Below are 18,846 nucleotides of genomic sequence, written 5' to 3' on the forward strand. Positions count from 1 at the left end.
ACTCCTTAAATTTACCAATTCGTTTGATTAAGCATCAATGTCTTATTAGTATCACCATGACATAATGAATTTTTAAATTCCTCAATATTTTCTTTAGAAAGTCCCTGACCAAAGATAACCTGATAATCATCTTTACATTTAACAGCAGAAAGAAATTTCAATGCCTGAGAAAATGTAAATACATTGTCGTTTTCACTGAATTCAGAAAAACGCTCCCCTACAACGACTATATAAGTCATTATCTTTTCCTTAATTTCATCATAAGTTAAACTTGATTAACGCAATAATAGCAATACGTACCCGTACAGGTTTCGACAGAGGATGTCCATTTAAAACCTTTCGTGACGTCATGTAAGATATTAAATCCATTACACATATCCATATAGGCATTATTCCATTCTGTATTAAAATCAAATAGTAATTGGAGATACAAGTTTGTTAACTCTTGTTTTTCACGATAATTTTTTGATAATGGAATGAATTAATGTAATATTATTAGTTGATATAAACCATATAACAACTCCATAAATGAAGGTTTTATTTTCAATAAATTACTTAATAGACCATAAATAAGTTGAGAAAAAGATATACGCATTAAACTTCAAGTCGCAATTTACAACACGATATGAAGCCTGATTTCTCCCCCGCTTCGCGGGGAGAAATCACACGCACCTTGAAGTTAGATTGGTATATAACAAATAAAAATATAGCTATTGCACTTTGTATGTTGGATTCACTAACGTTGTAATAACCCCCCATTTTACTCAAGGCGAGAAGAAATATATTTGACGAGATCGCCTCCACAGAAAGAAAAACCATTAAAACAATGAATAATGTAGAGTGAAATTTATTTCTCATAAAAAGTTAATCAATTGATATAGAATGCGTGTATATTAGAGCCAAATGATCATAAAAAAAATAAACAGTCATTCAACGAAAATAAAACACATAATAAATAGAACAACATTATCATAATAATATTCTTTCATTTTAGAGTTGGGTTCGATTTTTTATGATAAATAACCACAATTAGAACAATAACATTTATACAAATGAAAATAATTCAATCTTAAAATAGTAAAAATAAAAATTCATTTTTATAAATACTTAAACAAGTAGGAGTATAAGTGATGGTAGGGGGGCGGTACTTCATGCGTCATTATTTAATGCAGAAATACCGCTTGCAGTTTAATGACTGAGACGGTATCTGAATTCTGGATAAGAAATTGACGAAGTGCCTGTTCCAGGAGCAAAGTTTTGGTGCACACCAAAAACCGCTCTGGGGAGGAACAGGCAATGAACAAATTAGTTGAAATTTTCTACGATGCCGATGACTTTTGTCGTTTTTTCATTCCTCAATGGGAACAGTTTTGTTTTAATAAGGGGTATCGTTGGCGTCGCCGACAAGGTCATATACATTCCAGTGAAATCATGACCATCCTGATCCTCTTTCATATGTCGCCTAACCATGATCTTAAAAATTTTTATCTGGAGCATATTTGAAAATATCATCATAACGACTTTCCAACCTTGCTCAGTTATACCCACTCTGTCAGTGTTGCTCTTTCCGTTTTGGTGCCACTGTGCAGATATCTGACTCAATTAAAAGGAAAACCCACGGGGATGTTTTTATTGATTCCACGAGTTTACGTGTGTGCCATAACATCCAGATCCCCCGCCATAAGGTCTTTGAGGGGGTAGCAAGACGTGGAAAAACCTCAATGGGTTGGGAAGGATAAGAAATAAATCCCGACCCGATCTCCGACAAAAAATCCGAATACATGATGACGTCTTGAGCGCTCTGATTGAAATTTAGATAAACTTATATCTATAAGTATTAGTTATCCCATCATATTTCCATTTGTCATTGCTCTCAATCGGGCGTAATTCCATGTAAGATTCTGTCACAACAAATCCCATCTTCATATATGCCGGCACTGCGTCAATTACTGCTCGAAGTTTTAGATTACCGTTTTTCCCCAATTGTTGCGATTTATTTACTGCCTGTTCAATTAGTAAAACCCCACAATCTCGAATACCGCAATGAGTGGCTAAAAAATTAACTTTAAGAAAATCAGTGGGGGTATTATCACGTGAAGACAGCTGTAATCCCCCTATGGGAGTCCCCCTAAAATAAGCAACAAAAAATGATGCGTTCTCTCCTAGTACAGGTTGTCCTGCATTTATTCCTATGCCACCCAATATACTATGTGCTCTAGTAAACCGACTATTCCATTTTTTTTGCTCACTATCACCATCACCACATTTCCAACCATTACTCGCCATTTCTTCTCTTATCTGACGCATTGCAGCTAACGCTTCTTGTGGATTAACCTCCTTAATAACGATAGATGCTCTTACATTGACTGAGCTTGGCCATTTCTCTGAAAAGGATTGTGTTCGGGTTAAAGAGCCAGATGCTAAAGGTTGATGAGTATTAAAAGATTTTGATCTAAACATCATTTTCTCCTAATAATTCCGTATATTAAATCAACATGTTATATATCTATAGCTATTATTGCTAAGGTTAAAACGCCATTTATGACTGTTAGCAGGATCTAACACCATGTATCCTAAATTACCAGGAGAAAATCCCATGTTAATATATACCTGCGTAGCTTCATGTAATGGAAAAAGTTTTATCTTACCATTGCTTCCTAATTGCTGTGATTTATTCACTGCATGTTCCATTAGTAAAACACCACAATTTCTAATACCACAATGTGTTGCCAACCACTCAACTGTAGGCAGATCAGTAGTCATGTTATCTGCAGGAATAAATGCTAAAATTCCAACAGGAACACCTTTAAAATAGGCAGCAAAAAATAATAAATCCATTTTTGATAATTTTTTCCTCCTAATAAAACACTCGATTTTGTTATGTACAAGTTCAAATATAGAATATGCAGAATAATATCTCATGTTCCATTTTTCTTGTTCATTATTACCAAGCAAGTATTCGGAGCTACTGCATTTCCATTCAGTGTTCATAGTGGTTGTCATTATTATGTTGGTTACATTTAATGCTTCATGTGGGGTAACCTCCTTGATTGTTATAAAAATTCTGGCATCAACTACTGCTGAACCGATGTCTGAAACAGACTTAGCATGAGTTAAGGAACCCAGTGTTGCGGGCCGAGGAATATTAAAAGATTTTGATCTAAACATGATGCAACCCCATGCAATAGTTTAATTAACTTGATTTTCATTATTCCAATATCATAATATACAACCAACTCTACTTTATTAAAAAAATTTATGATTCACATTAACATAAAATAAATTAACTTTGTCATGCCATGGTATAAAATGGAGTAACTTACTGTTTTTATAAAATACCATCAAGATATTTTTATTGTAAAAAAACATGAGCCAGTCAGAATATCAATTAAATTTAAACATAAACTAAAAGTGTTTATTATAATAAGTGAATCACGGTGGAAATACTACATTATATACCAATATAACTTCAATATGCGTCTTATATCTCCTCCAGCCTCAACATATTTATTTGGTTAATCGGTATAAGTACGGTTTTTCATTAGACGCTGACGAACCCTGAATAGATAAATTTTATAATTTCCAACCTGATCCCTGTTTTTCTTATGATCAGGCTATAAATCTGGCGCTGCCAGTCCTTGCCAGTTAAGCTGTAGAACAGTTTTCTTTGTCACCTCAATTAAAAACGATTTACAGAGAGGGCCTTATGGCTGATACAGATATTCGCGTTGCTATCGTGGGCGCTGGCGGACGTATGGGACGCAATCTTATTCAGGCCGTCCAGCTGTTGGATGGTGTTACACTGGGCGCAGCATTAGAGCGTTCCGGCTCTTCATTGGTGGGAACCGATGCGGGAGAACTGGCAGGGATAGGTAAAAATGGTGTGATGATTAATGATGATCTGCATCAAATCATTGAACAATTTGATGTTTTAGTCGATTTTACGCGTCCTGAAGGCACATTAGCCTACCTCTCCATTTGTCGGCAGCATCACAAATCAATGGTCATCGGCACCACCGGTTTTGATGACGCCGGTAAACTAGCGATTACAGAAGCCTCCCGTGAGATCCCTATTGTTTTTGCCGCAAATTTTAGTGTTGGCGTTAATCTGGTACTCAAACTGCTGGAAAAAGCCGCCACAGTAATGGGGGAATATACCGACATCGAGATTATCGAAGCCCACCATCGCCACAAAGTGGATGCGCCATCAGGGACAGCGCTGGCAATGGGAGAGTCTATCGCCAATGCATTAGGCCGTGATCTCAAAACCAGCGCCGTTTATGCCCGCGAAGGCTATACCGGAGAACGCGATCCTAAAAGCATTGGATTTGCCACCATCCGGGCGGGCGATATTGTTGGGGAACATACAGCAATCTTTGCCGATATCGGTGAACGTGTAGAGATAAGCCACAAGGCTTCAAGCCGAATGACCTTTGCTAATGGCGCAATTAAGGCAGCAATGTGGTTAACAGGCAAAAACAGTGGTCTTTATAATATGAAAGATGTGTTAAATCTTGACAAAATTTAATATTTAAAAATTATAACCTTATGTAATTACGCAATTATTTTTTAAATAGTTGCGTAATAATGACATACATAAATATTATTACAAATAATCCAAATTAATCACGATTTTTATAAGAATAGTTAGCTTTTTTGTTGCCTTTTTCCTATAAACACGAAAAAAGCCCTATATTTTTTCTGTTCTTAAGTTTTCTCTCACCATAATCGTTTATCTACTCCCCCTTTCCTTATATTTTTCAGCTACATTTACTCAAAACAAGAGCGAGAGTTGTAAAAAAGCCAATAAAAATGCCATTTTTTGTAGACAACCCCCACTCTCATCATTAGAATGCGCGCAATTTGCCAAAATTTTGACAAAAATCATGATTGGCATTGATTTTAAGGACTAATTCTGAATTAATATGCATTGGATGCGACTGATTATTCATTTTTGGAGGGCGTTTTGATTAAGTCAGCTATATTGGTTCTGGAAGATGGAACCCAATTTCACGGTCGCGCCATTGGTGCAGAGGGTGTGGCTGTTGGGGAAGTGGTCTTCAATACTTCAATGACCGGATATCAAGAAATACTTACCGACCCTTCCTATTCCCGCCAAATTGTTACTCTTACTTATCCCCATATTGGTAATGTCGGCATCAATGCCGCTGATGAAGAATCCCCCACCATTCAAGCCCAAGGCTTAGTTATTCGCGATTTACCCTTAGTGACCAGTAACTTCCGCAGTGAAGAAAACCTGTCTGATTACCTAAAACGTCATAATATCGTCGCCATCGCGGATATCGATACACGCAAACTGACCCGCCTGTTAAGAGAAAAAGGGGCACAAAACGGCTGTATCATTGCCGGTAATGCGGCCGATGCCCAAGTTGCACTGGCAAAAGCAAAAGCATTCCCTGGCTTGAAAGGCATGGATTTGGCAAAAGAAGTTACAACCGCACAATCTTACCAATGGGTACAAGGAAGTTGGACATTAGCAGATGGGCTACCTGAAGCGCGTGAAGCGCAAGAATTGCCTTACCACATTGTGGCCTATGACTTTGGGGTGAAGCGCAACATCCTGCGTATGCTGGTCGATCGCGGCTGCCGCGTTACCGTTGTACCGGCAAAAACTCCCGCCGATGAAGTGCTGAAAATGGCACCAGATGGCATTTTTCTGTCCAATGGACCTGGTGATCCAGAACCGTGTGACTATGCTATCGAAGCAATTAAAACCTTTCTGGAAACTGAAATCCCTGTATTCGGCATCTGCTTAGGACACCAGTTGCTGGCACTGGCCAGTGGTGCAAAAACCATAAAAATGAAGTTTGGTCACCATGGTGGCAACCATCCCGTTAAAGATCTGGATCGCAATGTTGTCATGATCACAGCACAGAACCACGGTTTTGCTGTTGATGAAAGCTCACTACCAGCCAATTTGCGTGTAACGCATAAGTCACTCTTTGATGGCACCTTGCAAGGCATTCATCGCACTGACAAGCCAGCATTCAGTTTTCAGGGACACCCTGAAGCCAGCCCTGGTCCACATGAAGCCGCTTCACTGTTCGATCATTTTATCGAGTTAATTGAGCAATATCGCCAGGCAAACGTTCAGAACACTAAATAATCAGGAGAAGAAAAAAAATGGCAAAACGTACTGATATTAAAAGTATCCTGATCTTAGGTGCTGGCCCCATTGTTATCGGCCAGGCTTGTGAATTTGACTACTCTGGTGCGCAGGCTTGTAAGGCGCTACGAGAAGAAGGTTATCGTGTCATTCTGGTAAACTCGAACCCAGCAACAATAATGACCGACCCTGAGATGGCGGATGCAACTTATATCGAGCCGATCCAGTGGGAAGTGGTACGCAAAATCATTGAAAAAGAACGCCCAGATGCCATCCTGCCAACAATGGGTGGGCAAACGGCACTAAACTGTGCATTAGAGCTGGAGCGCCAAGGCGTACTGACAGAATTTGGTGTCACCATGATTGGTGCGACCGCTGATGCCATTGATAAAGCAGAAGATCGCCAGCGTTTTGACAAGGCGATGAAAAAAATTGGCCTGGATACCGCGCGTTCTGGCATTGCGCACACGATGGAAGAAGCGCTGGCGGTAGCCGAAGAAGTCGGTTTCCCTTGCATTATTCGCCCCTCTTTTACCATGGGCGGAACCGGCGGCGGTATCGCTTACAACCGTGAAGAATTCGAAGAAATCTGCGAACGCGGCTTAGACCTCTCTCCAACCAATGAATTGCTGATCGATGAATCTTTGATTGGCTGGAAAGAATATGAGATGGAAGTGGTGCGGGATAAAAACGATAACTGCATTATCGTCTGCTCCATTGAAAACTTCGATCCAATGGGTATCCATACTGGTGACTCCATCACCGTAGCACCAGCACAGACACTGACCGATAAAGAATACCAAATCATGCGTAACGCTTCGATGGCGGTATTGCGTGAAATCGGCGTAGAAACCGGTGGTTCCAACGTTCAGTTCGCAGTGAACCCGAAAAATGGCCGCCTGATCGTCATTGAAATGAACCCACGTGTTTCTCGTTCATCAGCATTGGCTTCTAAGGCAACAGGTTTCCCCATCGCCAAAATTGCCGCAAAACTGGCGGTCGGTTATACCCTTGATGAATTGATGAATGACATCACGGGCGGACGCACCCCTGCGTCTTTCGAACCTTCCATCGATTATGTTGTGACGAAAATTCCTCGCTTCAACTTTGAGAAATTTGCCGGCAGTAATGACCGCCTAACCACCCAGATGAAATCTGTTGGTGAAGTAATGGCGATTGGCCGTACTTTCCAGGAATCCATGCAAAAAGCTCTGCGCGGTCTGGAAGTCGGTGCGACCGGATTTGATCCTAAAGTCAATCTGGATGATCCACAATCCCTGACCAAAATCCGTAGTGAATTGAAAGATGCCGGCGCTGAGCGTATTTGGTATATCGCTGATGCTTTCCGCGCTGGTATGTCTGTTGATGGGCTTTTCAACTTGACCAATATCGACCGCTGGTTCCTGGTGCAAATTGAAGAATTGATCCGTCTGGAAGAACAAATTGCTGAACAAGGTGTTAACAGCCTGACCCCTGATTTCTTGCGTCATCTGAAACGCAAAGGCTTTGCTGATGAGCGCCTGGCGAAACTGGTAGGTGTCTCTGGTAAAGAGATCCGTAAGCTACGCCATGACTACAACTTATATCCAGTTTATAAGCGAGTTGACACCTGTGCGGCAGAATTTTCTACCGATACTGCGTACATGTACTCCACATACGAAGATGAATGTGAAGCCAATCCGAACAATGACAAACCGAAAATTATGGTCTTGGGTGGTGGTCCTAACCGTATCGGGCAAGGCATTGAGTTCGATTATTGCTGCGTACATGCTGCACTGGCTCTGCGTGAAGACGGTTTTGAAACCATCATGGTGAACTGTAACCCCGAAACGGTCTCTACTGATTACGACACGTCGGATCGCTTGTACTTTGAACCTGTCACGCTGGAAGACGTACTGGAAATCGTGCGTGTTGAACAACCAAAAGGTGTTATCGTCCAGTATGGCGGCCAGACGCCTCTGAAACTGGCCCGTGAACTGGAAGCCGCCGGTGTCCCTATTATCGGCACCAGCCCTGATGCGATTGATCGTGCAGAAGACCGTGAACGTTTTCAGCAAGCCGTTAATCGTCTTGGCCTGAAACAACCAGCCAATGCCACAGTATCCACTATCGAGCAAGCGGTTGAAAAAGGTAATGAGATTGGTTATCCGTTAGTCGTTCGTCCGTCGTATGTATTGGGTGGGCGTGCAATGGAAATCGTATACGACGAGTCAGACTTGCGCCGTTACTTCCAGACTGCGGTTAGCGTGTCCAATGATGCCCCCGTCCTGCTGGATCGCTTCCTTGATGATGCTGTTGAAGTTGATGTGGATGCTATCTGTGATGGTGAACGCGTCTTGATTGGCGGCATCATGGAACATATCGAGCAAGCAGGTGTTCACTCTGGTGACTCCGCCTGTTCTTTGCCGGCTTATACCTTGAGCAAAGAAATTCAGGATGTGATGCGCCAGCAAGTTGAAAAACTGGCCTTTGAACTGCGTGTCCGCGGCCTGATGAACGTCCAGTTTGCGGTGAAAGACAACGAAGTTTATCTGATTGAAGTGAACCCACGCGCAGCACGTACCGTGCCATTTGTTTCCAAAGCAACGGGTATGCCACTGGCAAAAATAGCAGCACGTGTGATGGCCGGCCAGTCTCTGCTCGAACAAGGGACAATTGAAGAGATTATTCCACCTTACTACTCCGTGAAAGAAGTGGTATTGCCATTCAATAAATTCCCAGGCGTTGACCCCATTCTGGGGCCAGAAATGCGTTCTACCGGTGAAGTAATGGGGGTTGGCCGGACCTTTGCCGAAGCTTTTTCAAAAGCAATGTTAGGCAGTAATTCCACTATGCGTAAGCAAGGTCGGGCGCTACTGTCTGTACGCGAAGGTGATAAGGAGCGTGTTGTCGATTTGGCAGCAAAATTACTTAAACACGGCTTTGAACTGGACGCAACGCACGGTACAGCAATTGTACTGGGTGAAGCAGGGATCAATCCACGTTTGGTGAATAAAGTTCATGAAGGACGTCCACATATTCAGGACAGAATCAAAAACGGTGAATATGACTACATCGTTAATACCACCGCAGGTCGCCAGGCGATTGAAGATTCAAAACTGCTGCGTCGCAGCGCACTACAATATAAAGTGCACTATGACACAACCCTGAATGGCGGCTTTGCAACTACGATGGCTCTGAGCGCAGATCCGACTGAACAGGTTATTTCTGTACAAGAAATGCATGCTAAGATTGCTAAATAAAATAAGATACCGCCATTTTTGGCGGTAAAAAAATCAAGCCATTCCTGAATTGGAATGGCTATTATCAATATAAGCTCGTGTTATAAACCCAGAATTGTTTCTGCTACACAAGTATATTGATTATTCATATGAACCTTAGGGGGAGTAAAACAATCCTCTAAAAACCAGTTTGCGGGCGTTTCCAGGGCAATAGAAATAGCGACCAAATGCTCCAGACTGATTTTATTGGTTCCGCGTTCATAACGTGACAATTGCTGATGACTCACTCCAATTTTGTCTGCCAGCTCTGCTGCTGTCACTCCAATTTCTTTTCTTTTCATTTGGATTCTTTTTCCTACCAGCATACTGACTTGCATAATATCTTTACTCTCAATTTATAAATAAGTTAAATAGACTATTGCAGTACCTTCATATTTTCCGGCTTTCGGTGGTGTTAGTGTGTGCAATACTGACGTCAGTGTGAAAGGCGTGGCAACATTCTTCCCTCCAGTCGTGACATTCACTCCATTTGCTGCATTTTTTTTATTAATCTGTAACGTTGAATATATTTGCTTATCAGAATCGAGATAAACTTTTTCTTCATTATGCGCTGATCTGGCATGTAACATAATTTTGTTACTGCTAACCGCACATTTAAATGTACCGTCAATGGTGCGAGTGGCATTATTCACTCCTGCTGCGGTTAATTCCCCATAAGCAATTTCAGAAGGTAAATGGATTTCACAACGTTGATTTGGAGGAGGCATTTTGTTGCAAATGGAATTAGGAAATTGTTGAGCCTGACCGTATCCCGGATCTATCTTTGTTGTATAAAACAAACCGATACAATCCGCCTCTGTGGTCATGATGGTAAATGTTACCTGTTTAGGAATACCAAATTTATGTTTATAGGCTCGCATAACGTCGGCAGTTGTCTGGTATTTATGTGCATCATTTAAACATACTCTTGCCCCTTCACAGGAACCCTGCATTCCCGGCCATAGCCCATTCCTATACTTTACATCTGGGCCAACATAGCATTTGGTATTTCCATAACAAGGATTCGGTATCCCTTCTTCCTCTGTCCAGGCAGCGATTTCCATAGTCGTAACAGCTTGATCACCTGAAGGAATTGTATTGACTGGCATAACATAAGCCCCGCCATAAACATACGTGGTACTAACCAAAAACAACAAGGCTGCTAGCTTCAACAACGATTTCTTAATATGGTGCATAACTTATTTTCCAATAACATCAAATTCTGACTAAAGATCGTGGATGAAAAACCAGTCAGCGTGACTAGTCGTAATTAACTTCAAAAGTCGCGATAGCAGTAAATGGACCAAAACCAATTTTTTTCTCTTGAATAGCACGGGGAGCTGCTTGTATATATGCCCGGAATGGGATCACATTCTCTTTTTCATTCGCTATTAACGGAAATTCATGGGTTTTATTAAACGGCATCGGCGTACCATCAATTTTTTCCATACCAATGGCAACACCGTGAAGGCGGTCGTTAGATCTCATTGCCAACAACCCCGGTAACTCTTCGCTTGTCTCTCCCAAGAATTTGATTTTTAGGCGCTTTATCATCTGAGGATCACAGTCGTTTAAGTACAGATTAAATAGTTCGCCCTCTGTACGATGTTTCAGATAAAGATCGCTGTTAAGAATATTTCCAAAATTCACGTCTATGTTTTGATCTGCTGTCTTAATCGAACAGGTAGGAGCAAGGACAGTTAGCGTAATTCTGACATCCTGACGCAGATTATCCTGTGCATAGGCACGTTGCTGGCTACCCATGCCGAAAAGAAACAACATTGGCAGTATATATCTGGATAATCTGGTGCTTAACGGATTCATTATTATTTACCCTACATTTATCCAACTAATTACCGAAAAAACGCATCGTATTTCGACTAATTCTGTGTTGATGCTCCGTCAATATCTTGATTGATGGAACATCATCTATACAACTTAATCAGTTTCCATCAGTGACGGCTTTTATTACTGCGCAGGTATTGCCACTACAGCTAAATGTTAACTGTGGACGTCCACCATAATCATTGACATAAGTCAGTACTGGTGTATTGCCTAATGAATTAGCGCTTCCTCCCAGTTTTTCACTGCTTTTGGGTGCCAACATAATAGGCTCAAATCCCTCGATACTTTTACCGTTCACCTTATTCGATGCTTCTGAAATAGTGATGTAATAAGGTGTTGGGTTATTCACCACATATTGATTGCCTTCACGGGTTAAGGTGAGTTTTTCCTGCCAGGGATTATCAAGATCGATACGGCGTGCAATCACAGCTTCCGGGCGATAGAACAGCTTGACGCGTGTTTGCAAGGCAATTTGCAGTACGTTTGGTTTCTCACTACGTGGTGGAATTTCACGTAAGTTGAAATAGAACAAGCTTTCCCGATCTTGTGGCAATTGGGCTATTGTTGGCAGTGTTTGAATTTTGACCTGGCTCTTCGCTCCAGCTTCAACACGCTGTACTGGCGGAACAACCACAATCGGGCCATTGATCTTATTTCCCTTATCATCTTCAATCCATGCCTGTGCCAGATAAGGCAAATCAAGATGCTGATTTTCAATGTTCAGGCTGACAGATTTTGTATTGCCATTAAAAATCACACGTGTGCGATCTAGCGCTATCGCTGCCGTTGCCTGATGCATTGGCATCAAGCAACTTACCGTCATAGCGGTTATCATTAGAATATTTTTCAGTTTCATAGTGTCATTTGCTCAAGCTCAAAAGAAACTCATGTTTATATTTGCTGCACTAGCTCATCGCCGCATTTTTCAAATCAAACAAACATAATAATCTATTAAATAATGCTTTTTCAGATCGTTTCATTACAATTTACTGACCATCACCTGTTAAAAACTGGCAAGGTAGCAAAAGTGAAGTTAAAGACTCTGGCGTCATTTTATCCGGTACTGTAATCTCGCACTGAGCTTGTCCATCCCAATGCACTTGCAGTTTTTCACCCTGATTTATTCCGCTCAGATATGCATATCCATCATCACTGACAATCCCGATTTCACGCTGGGCAGAATTCAAGACAGATGCACCAAAAGGCGGGAATGAACCGTCAGGTAACCGAATAATTGTCATCGCTTTAATGCCTGATATCACTTGGAATTTACGATAACCAATCGCACCTTCCGTTAATGTTGCCTGCTGAACAGAACGTAGTGCTTCTACATCATCCGGTAAGTTATCTAAGTCAATATTTGCCTTGTTGCGATAGTAGTTATTCACATCGGCCAGCACAGCTTTACCAAAGTAGTTGGTATGCACCGCTGAACCAAATCCCCGAATAGGTACATTGCTAACCCCTTCTGTATCGACCATCAAGCGCGTCGCACCAGGCATGTTAGTACGATGCAGTGCAGCCCCTTTTGCCGTTACAGTCACCCCACCTTGCAGGCCAAGAGCCGCCGTAGTATTGCCACCATCCCGATAACTGGCACTGGCAGTAAGCAACGCCTGGTCACCATAATGGTTGTAATAACCGTCAACGGATGCCCTGCCTTCGATACTCGTCCCCATTGAAACTCGATAGTTATTGCGATCATCAATACGATCAAAATAACCCACTGTATGAGCATTGCCCTGACGATTAACCAACCCGTTATAACTGACCGTGCCACTTTCTCCCCATGGAATGGAAAGATTCAGATACATGCCGTCATCTTTTTTATTGTCAAAATTGTTACGATAGGCTGACAGATTGACGTTGATATTTTTATAACGCCCAATATCAAAATATTTGGATAAGGAAATGTTATAGCGATCGTTTGTTGGCCGATTCCAGTAAGTTTGATGGCTATAGTTAAGGTAAGCACTTAAGCCAATATCGATAAATTGTTTGCTGAAGGTAATGGTATACATCTCTTTACCGCTATTAGAAGAAATGTTGCGATAGCGGCGATCGATATACTGCCCCATGTTCATGAAATTACGCTCAGAGAAACGATAACCGGCAAACGTCACCTGACTGTTATATTGATCAAAACGTTTCGAATAACTGAAACGATAAGATCCTCCGGTTAGCGTTTTGTTTTCTCTCGGTAATCTTGCCCTTGATTCCGTCACATCAAACGACAGTGCACCAAACATCAGCAAATCGCGGCCGATCCCCAGTGACAGGGAATTATAATCTCCCGCGGCTAAAAGACCGCCATACAGCGACCAACCGTTGTTAATTCCCCATGAGAATTCACCCAAACCAAACGCAGGCCCTTCACGACGGTGCTTATCATTCGTGGATTGACCACCAACAAATTTGTACTGAACTCGTCCGGGACGAGTCAGATAGGGGATCGTCGCAGTATTAACCTGAAACTCTTGCACTCCACCGTCTTGTTCTTCGACTCTGACATCCAGCGCTCCTACCACCGCATCACTAAGATCCTGAATACGGAATGGGCCAGAAGCGACCTGCGTTTCATACAGCACTCTCCCCTGTTGTTTAATCGTTACCTTGGCATTAGTCCGTGCTACACCTGTGACTTCAGGCGCATATCCACGTAAATTCGGTGGCAACATATTTTCATCAGTCACTAAACTGACACCCGTATAGCGGAAACTATCGAAAATGCTGGAATTGAGGTAATCCTCACCTAATGTCAATTTTGCTTCCAGACGCGGGATCGCACGATAGATGTAGTAACGGCTCCAATCCCAATCACGTTCTCTTCCACCAGACGAGTCTAATTTATCACCACTCCGGTTGTTGAAACGGTTATATCTGGCCTGCCAATCAGCCCGAAAACGCCACTCCCCCAGATTCATGCCCGCTGTTCCGATCGCACTTATCTGTTGGTTACTACTACCGTGAGCGGGTTTAGAGGTTTGTGCGTTAACGTTATAATCAAACAGCAATCCGGCTATCCCATTATCCCAACGAGCAGGAGGGTCCCAGTCTGGTAAGTCATATTCTAGGTAAACTTTAGGTATGATTAAATAAAGCGTATAAGTAGCAAGATCACCTCTGGCTGACATACCGGGCAACGTATTGAGATCAAGACATTGACCTTCATTCTGCCAACCTAATTTTTCTACCCACTGCTGTTTCAGTGCGATTTGTTTCACCAATTCAGGGGATATACAGGCTTCACTACCTGTTGGATCATCAGGTGGTGCAATAAAATCGATAGAATAGGTATCTGGCAGTTCATGCTGATTTATCCGAGCACTCATCATATAGTTACCCGGCATGATGTAACCTGCACGGGCAAATTTATCCAAGTCAATATTGGCACGTTCATTGACATCCAGTGCACCAATATTGAATTCTATTGATGACTTAGAATGAGTGACCTGAATGCCAGACAAGGCAAACAGTATAAGAGCAAAAAGAGGATTAATTCCGAATAGTAGGTGCTCTGTTTTTATTTTATTCGCTATTCTTTTTTGATTAATCACTTTATTTCTATCAAAGGTATTTTTTCTATTACTGTTTGTCTTTTTATTACTGATTATTTCTCTATTATCAGATAAAAAATCATGATTCATAGAATCTGAAAACAAAGCCATAGCATCCTCTGAACAATGAATCGTTAATCATCCAGTTTGAATTTAGCCGCTACCTGACGCGACCAAGTCTGTAAGCGCACAGGAGTTCTGGCGTCATTAAAGTTCATCGATCTACATTGAGGACCCTGACCGATACTAGGGTTAGTTAAATAAAAAAGGGTATTTCAATTTACCGCTATAGGGATCATTTTGTTAATGACACAATCTGCTTACTCAATCATGAATAATATTGATTTACATCAATAAAACAGATCTTGTTAGAGAATATTGTAGTCATATCTTACTGACACGTTATATCCCAGAAATACCCTAAATATATTATCAGGAAAGTCAAGGTTAACAATTAAAGTGAATTTCCTGATATTCAAGCATTAAAAAATATCAGATAGCTTACAATATTATAGGTAGTTTAAAGTAAAGTTTGCGATCGCAGTGAAGTCACCTGGTACAACTTTCACAGGAGTTGCACCTTCTTCTCCAGACTGACCTGTCAAACCTTTCAGATGTGCTGCGAAATTCAGATCGTTGTTACCGTCATGCAGAGACATTGCATCTGATTCTGTACCTAAAGGAATGACTTTGTTACCGTGGTTAGTGATTGCGATTGCTGCACCTTGTGCCGTACCTTCGATAGCCAACAAGCCTTTCTCACTCGCTTCTGGGCCAGTGAAGGTGGTTTTCACACTCTTTTTAGTCTCAGTATTACAACCTTCTAACTCAATTTTGAAAGGCTTAGAAGCTGAACGACCGCCTTTGTCCAGCTGCTGACTAGAAACAGCACCCATATCAACTTCAACATTGGTGTTTTTGATTGAGCAAGGCGCATCAATGATAGAGCCTCTGAATTTAACTGTACCACTACCTTGGTTAGTTGCACTTGCAGCGCCAGCAGCTAAAGCTACACCAAAACCTAAAACCATTGCCAATTTGTTAAGTTTCATAATTTAACTTATTCCTTTAATCAAAAAGTAGATATTCATAACCAAAGGGAAGCCGAAGCCCAGAAATTAATTTCTGACACTTAGGCAAATGATTATTTAGTTTTTTGACAGAAATCATACCCAGTCAAAATAAACCAAACCGGCAATATCATTGTACATAATAAATCTTAAGTCAAATTTCAGCCGATAAATCTACTTATGATCCTTAACATCATATGAAATATGAATTTTTGCCAAAAAGTACGGATAACGAGTAGTATATTTTACTAATTATTTTTCAATTTTGGGTTATTCCCCTGAGTTATATCGAACAATGTTTAGTAATTTAGTATCTTAATTGGCGTTGTTTTATTGCTCTGTTTTATCTTCCTGAAAGACATGTGCATTTTATTATCCCGTTATCACCATAACATTTAGTTTTTATTGTCATGATTATCGGGGACGTCAATATAAAATCACGATATTTATCTAACCAACATAATTATCAAGCTAATTGTTAATTGAAAATATCACTTAAAAAAACCGTTCAAATATTGTTAAGGTAATTAATTTTCATTCGCTTTTTAGAAAAATTATAACAAAGGAAATACCTATTAAATAAATAGCTAAAAACTATTCTCAATAATATACCAATCACCTTTCAAGATACGTCTTATATCTCCCTGCATAGCGGGGAGATATAAACAATCGTATTGATTTGAAGCTGCAATTTGAAGTTGGATTGGTATATACCCATCTCACTTCAAGATGCACATTGTTTCTCTCCGCTTCGCGGGGAGAAACAATGAGTTATGTTGCCTTATAATGAGCAACTTGAAAGGTAACGCGTATAGATATCAATTGGCCTGTAATTTATAAAAAAAACCCTTTCCAATAACGGAAAGGGCCTGTAATTCTTTAATGAAAGACTTAAACTATTTACGCTTTTTTAATTGTCACCCATCAGTATGGATTCAAGCGCAATCTCGATCATGTCATTAAATGTATTTTGGCGCTCTTCCGCCGTGGTTTGTTCACCAGTGCGGATATGGTCAGACACAGTACAAATCGTCAACGCTTTTGCCCCAAATTCAGCAGCCACACCATAAATACCCGCGGCTTCCATTTCAACACCCAGAATGCCGTACTTTTCCATGACGTCGAACATTTGCGGATCTGGCGAATAAAACAGATCCACAGAGAAAATGTTACCAACACGCACATTGACATCTTTTGCCTTCGCCGCATCCACTGCATTACGCACCAGATCAAAATCAGCAATAGCAGCGAAATCGTGATCTTTAAAACGCATACGGTTTACTTTGGAATCGGTACATGCCCCCATACCGATCACAACATCACGGATTTTAACGTCTTTGCTGACGGCGCCACAGGAACCAATACGGATGATTTTTTTCACACCAAATTCAGTGATCAGCTCCTTGGCATAAATAGAGCAGGATGGGATACCCATCCCATGCCCCATAACAGAGATGCGGCGGCCTTTATAAGTACCGGTGAAACCCAGCATACCGCGAACATTGTTAACCTGACGAGCATCTTCCAGAAAAGTTTCCGCAATGTATTTTGCGCGCAGTGGATCACCAGGCATCAAAACAACATCAGCAAAATCGCCCATCTCAGCATTAATATGTGGGGTGGCCATAAATGTATTTCCTTGTTTTTATTACGTATCAAAATAGGTGAAAATGGGAAGACCTGTAGGTCTCCGTCAAAACTTAAAACATCGCTTTACCATAATCCATTGGAGTTAGATCGAAGTATTTTGCTACTGTCTGCCCCATGTCGGCGAACGTTTCACGATGGCCTAATGAACCCGGTTTAACTTTAGGTCCGTAAACCAGAACCGGAACATGTTCACGGGTATGATCTGTTCCCACCCAGGTTGGGTCACAACCATGGTCAGCGGTCAAGATCAGAATGTCATCTTCTTTAACCAATTTCAGCATTTCTGGTAAACGACGGTCGAACAATTCCAGTGCTGCCGCGTAACCGGCGACATCACGGCGGTGACCGTAGGAAGAGTCAAAATCAACAAAGTTGGTAAATACGATAGTGTTATCCCCCGCCTGCTCCATTTCAATCAACGAAGCATCAAACAGGGCATCAATGCCTGTCGCCTTGACCTTTTTGCTGATCCCGACATTCGCGTAGATATCTGCAATTTTGCCAATGGAAACCACTTCACCTTGCTTTTCATCAAGGAGTTTTTTCAAGACGGTTGGCGCTGGTGGCTCAACGGCCAAATCATGACGGTTGCCAGTACGTTGGAAACTTCCGGCTTTATCCCCCACAAATGGGCGGGCAATAACGCGGCCAATGTTATATTCGCCAATATTCAACTCTTCACGCGCGATTTCACACAGCTCATACAGACGATCCAGGCCAAATGTTTCTTCATGGCAAGCAATCTGGAAAACAGAATCCGCAGAGGTATAAAAAATCGGTTTACCGGTTTTCATGTGCTCTTCACCCAGCTTGTCCAGAATCACAGTACCAGAAGAGTGACAGTTACCCAGATAACCAGGTAGATTTGCACGTTCGACCAGTTTATCCAGCAATTCCTGTGGGAAGCTGTTTTCTTCGTCACGGAAATAACCCCAGTCAAACAGAACCGGAACGCCTGCAATTTCCCAATGCCCTGACGGCGTGTCTTTACCAGAAGAAAGCTCACTCGCGTAACCATAGGCACCAATAATTTCGGCTTCTTTATCCAGGCCAATCGGGAACGTTCCGCAAGACTCTTCTGCTGCCTTACCCAATCCCAGACGACTTAAGTTTGGCAAATGGAGTGGTCCCTTACGGCCAATATCAGCCTCACCACGGGCACAACGTTCTGCTATATGACCCAAGGTGTTAGATCCTGTATCACCAAACTTTTCGGCATCAGCAGTTGCACCGATACCAAAGGAATCCAATACCATGATGAATGTACGTTTCATAATTTTCTCCTGCGTCAATTCACGCTCTCAATGCGGAAACTGCCAGCTATTAAAATCAATTTC

14 protein-coding genes and 1 pseudogene are annotated in these 18,846 nt (G+C 41.6%); 4 read left to right on the forward strand and 11 right to left on the reverse strand.

Annotated features, from left to right (window positions below):
• Positions 1-11 precede the first annotated feature (11 nt).
• The gene (locus tag WDV75_RS04410; RefSeq protein ID WP_273558066.1) at positions 12-239 is read right to left on the reverse strand and encodes a hypothetical protein; all 228 of its coding nucleotides are present in this window, start codon (positions 237-239) and stop codon (positions 12-14) included.
• Positions 240-1,296: 1,057 nt separating this feature from the next.
• Between WDV75_RS04410 and WDV75_RS04415 the strand changes: the two are divergent.
• Positions 1,297-1,730: pseudogene (locus WDV75_RS04415) on the forward strand (transposase); the annotation flags it as partial.
• An 82-nt stretch (positions 1,731-1,812) separates the two neighbouring features.
• Here the strand turns inward: WDV75_RS04415 and WDV75_RS04420 are convergent.
• Together WDV75_RS04420 and WDV75_RS04425 are read right to left on the reverse strand one after the other, a co-directional pair.
• A complete protein-coding gene (locus WDV75_RS04420; protein ID WP_273558067.1) occupies positions 1,813-2,460 on the reverse strand; it encodes a GNAT family N-acetyltransferase in 648 nt (215 codons plus the stop codon).
• Positions 2,461-2,490: 30 nt separating this feature from the next.
• Entirely contained in the window at positions 2,491-3,168 is a 678-nt protein-coding gene (locus tag WDV75_RS04425) for a hypothetical protein (RefSeq protein WP_273558068.1), read from the reverse strand.
• A 538-nt stretch (positions 3,169-3,706) separates the two neighbouring features.
• Between WDV75_RS04425 and dapB the strand changes: the two genes are divergently transcribed.
• The 3 genes from dapB (at position 3,707) to carB (ending at position 9,369) form a co-directional block, all read left to right on the forward strand.
• Entirely contained in the window at positions 3,707-4,528 is an 822-nt protein-coding gene (gene dapB / locus WDV75_RS04430) for a 4-hydroxy-tetrahydrodipicolinate reductase (protein WP_273558069.1), read from the forward strand.
• A gap of 438 nt (positions 4,529-4,966) precedes the next feature.
• Positions 4,967-6,127 (forward strand): glutamine-hydrolyzing carbamoyl-phosphate synthase small subunit, encoded by a 1,161-nt coding sequence (gene carA, locus WDV75_RS04435; protein WP_273558070.1) that lies wholly within the window; start codon positions 4,967-4,969, stop codon positions 6,125-6,127.
• Positions 6,128-6,144: 17 nt separating this feature from the next.
• Complete coding sequence (gene carB, locus WDV75_RS04440; protein ID WP_273558071.1) at positions 6,145-9,369, forward strand: carbamoyl-phosphate synthase large subunit; 3,225 nt, start codon at positions 6,145-6,147, stop codon at positions 9,367-9,369.
• Between the two features lie 80 nt (positions 9,370-9,449).
• Here carB and WDV75_RS04445 read toward each other — a convergent pair whose 3' ends face one another.
• The 8 genes from WDV75_RS04445 to deoB all read right to left on the reverse strand — a co-directional run bounded on the left by WDV75_RS04445 (position 9,450) and on the right by deoB (position 18,783).
• On the reverse strand, positions 9,450-9,689 hold the full coding sequence (locus tag WDV75_RS04445; protein ID WP_311062233.1) for a helix-turn-helix transcriptional regulator: 240 nt from the start codon (positions 9,687-9,689) through the stop codon (positions 9,450-9,452).
• A gap of 54 nt (positions 9,690-9,743) precedes the next feature.
• Positions 9,744-10,496: a pilus assembly protein gene (locus WDV75_RS04450; RefSeq protein ID WP_273558072.1), complete on the reverse strand. Its 753-nt coding sequence runs from the start codon at positions 10,494-10,496 to the stop codon at positions 9,744-9,746.
• Positions 10,497-10,647: 151 nt separating this feature from the next.
• The gene (locus tag WDV75_RS04455) at positions 10,648-11,211 is read right to left on the reverse strand and encodes a fimbrial protein (RefSeq protein WP_273558073.1); all 564 of its coding nucleotides are present in this window, start codon (positions 11,209-11,211) and stop codon (positions 10,648-10,650) included.
• Positions 11,212-11,329: 118 nt separating this feature from the next.
• A complete protein-coding gene (locus tag WDV75_RS04460; protein WP_273558074.1) occupies positions 11,330-12,088 on the reverse strand; it encodes a fimbria/pilus periplasmic chaperone in 759 nt (252 codons plus the stop codon).
• Between the two features lie 130 nt (positions 12,089-12,218).
• Entirely contained in the window at positions 12,219-14,879 is a 2,661-nt protein-coding gene (locus tag WDV75_RS04465) for an outer membrane usher protein (RefSeq protein ID WP_422399061.1), read from the reverse strand.
• 419 nt (positions 14,880-15,298) lie between these two features.
• Positions 15,299-15,841: a fimbrial protein gene (locus tag WDV75_RS04470; protein ID WP_273558076.1), complete on the reverse strand. Its 543-nt coding sequence runs from the start codon at positions 15,839-15,841 to the stop codon at positions 15,299-15,301.
• A 928-nt stretch (positions 15,842-16,769) separates the two neighbouring features.
• Positions 16,770-17,486 carry a purine-nucleoside phosphorylase gene (deoD, locus tag WDV75_RS04475; protein ID WP_273558077.1) on the reverse strand — a complete coding sequence of 239 codons (717 nt, stop codon included), beginning with the start codon at positions 17,484-17,486 and terminating at the stop codon, positions 16,770-16,772.
• Positions 17,487-17,559: 73 nt separating this feature from the next.
• Positions 17,560-18,783: a phosphopentomutase gene (gene deoB / locus WDV75_RS04480; RefSeq protein ID WP_189758296.1), complete on the reverse strand. Its 1,224-nt coding sequence runs from the start codon at positions 18,781-18,783 to the stop codon at positions 17,560-17,562.
• Between the last annotated feature and the right edge of the window lie 63 nt (positions 18,784-18,846).

Source organism: Xenorhabdus griffiniae, from assembly GCF_037265215.1.
Lineage (GTDB): Bacteria > Pseudomonadota > Gammaproteobacteria > Enterobacterales > Enterobacteriaceae > Xenorhabdus > Xenorhabdus griffiniae.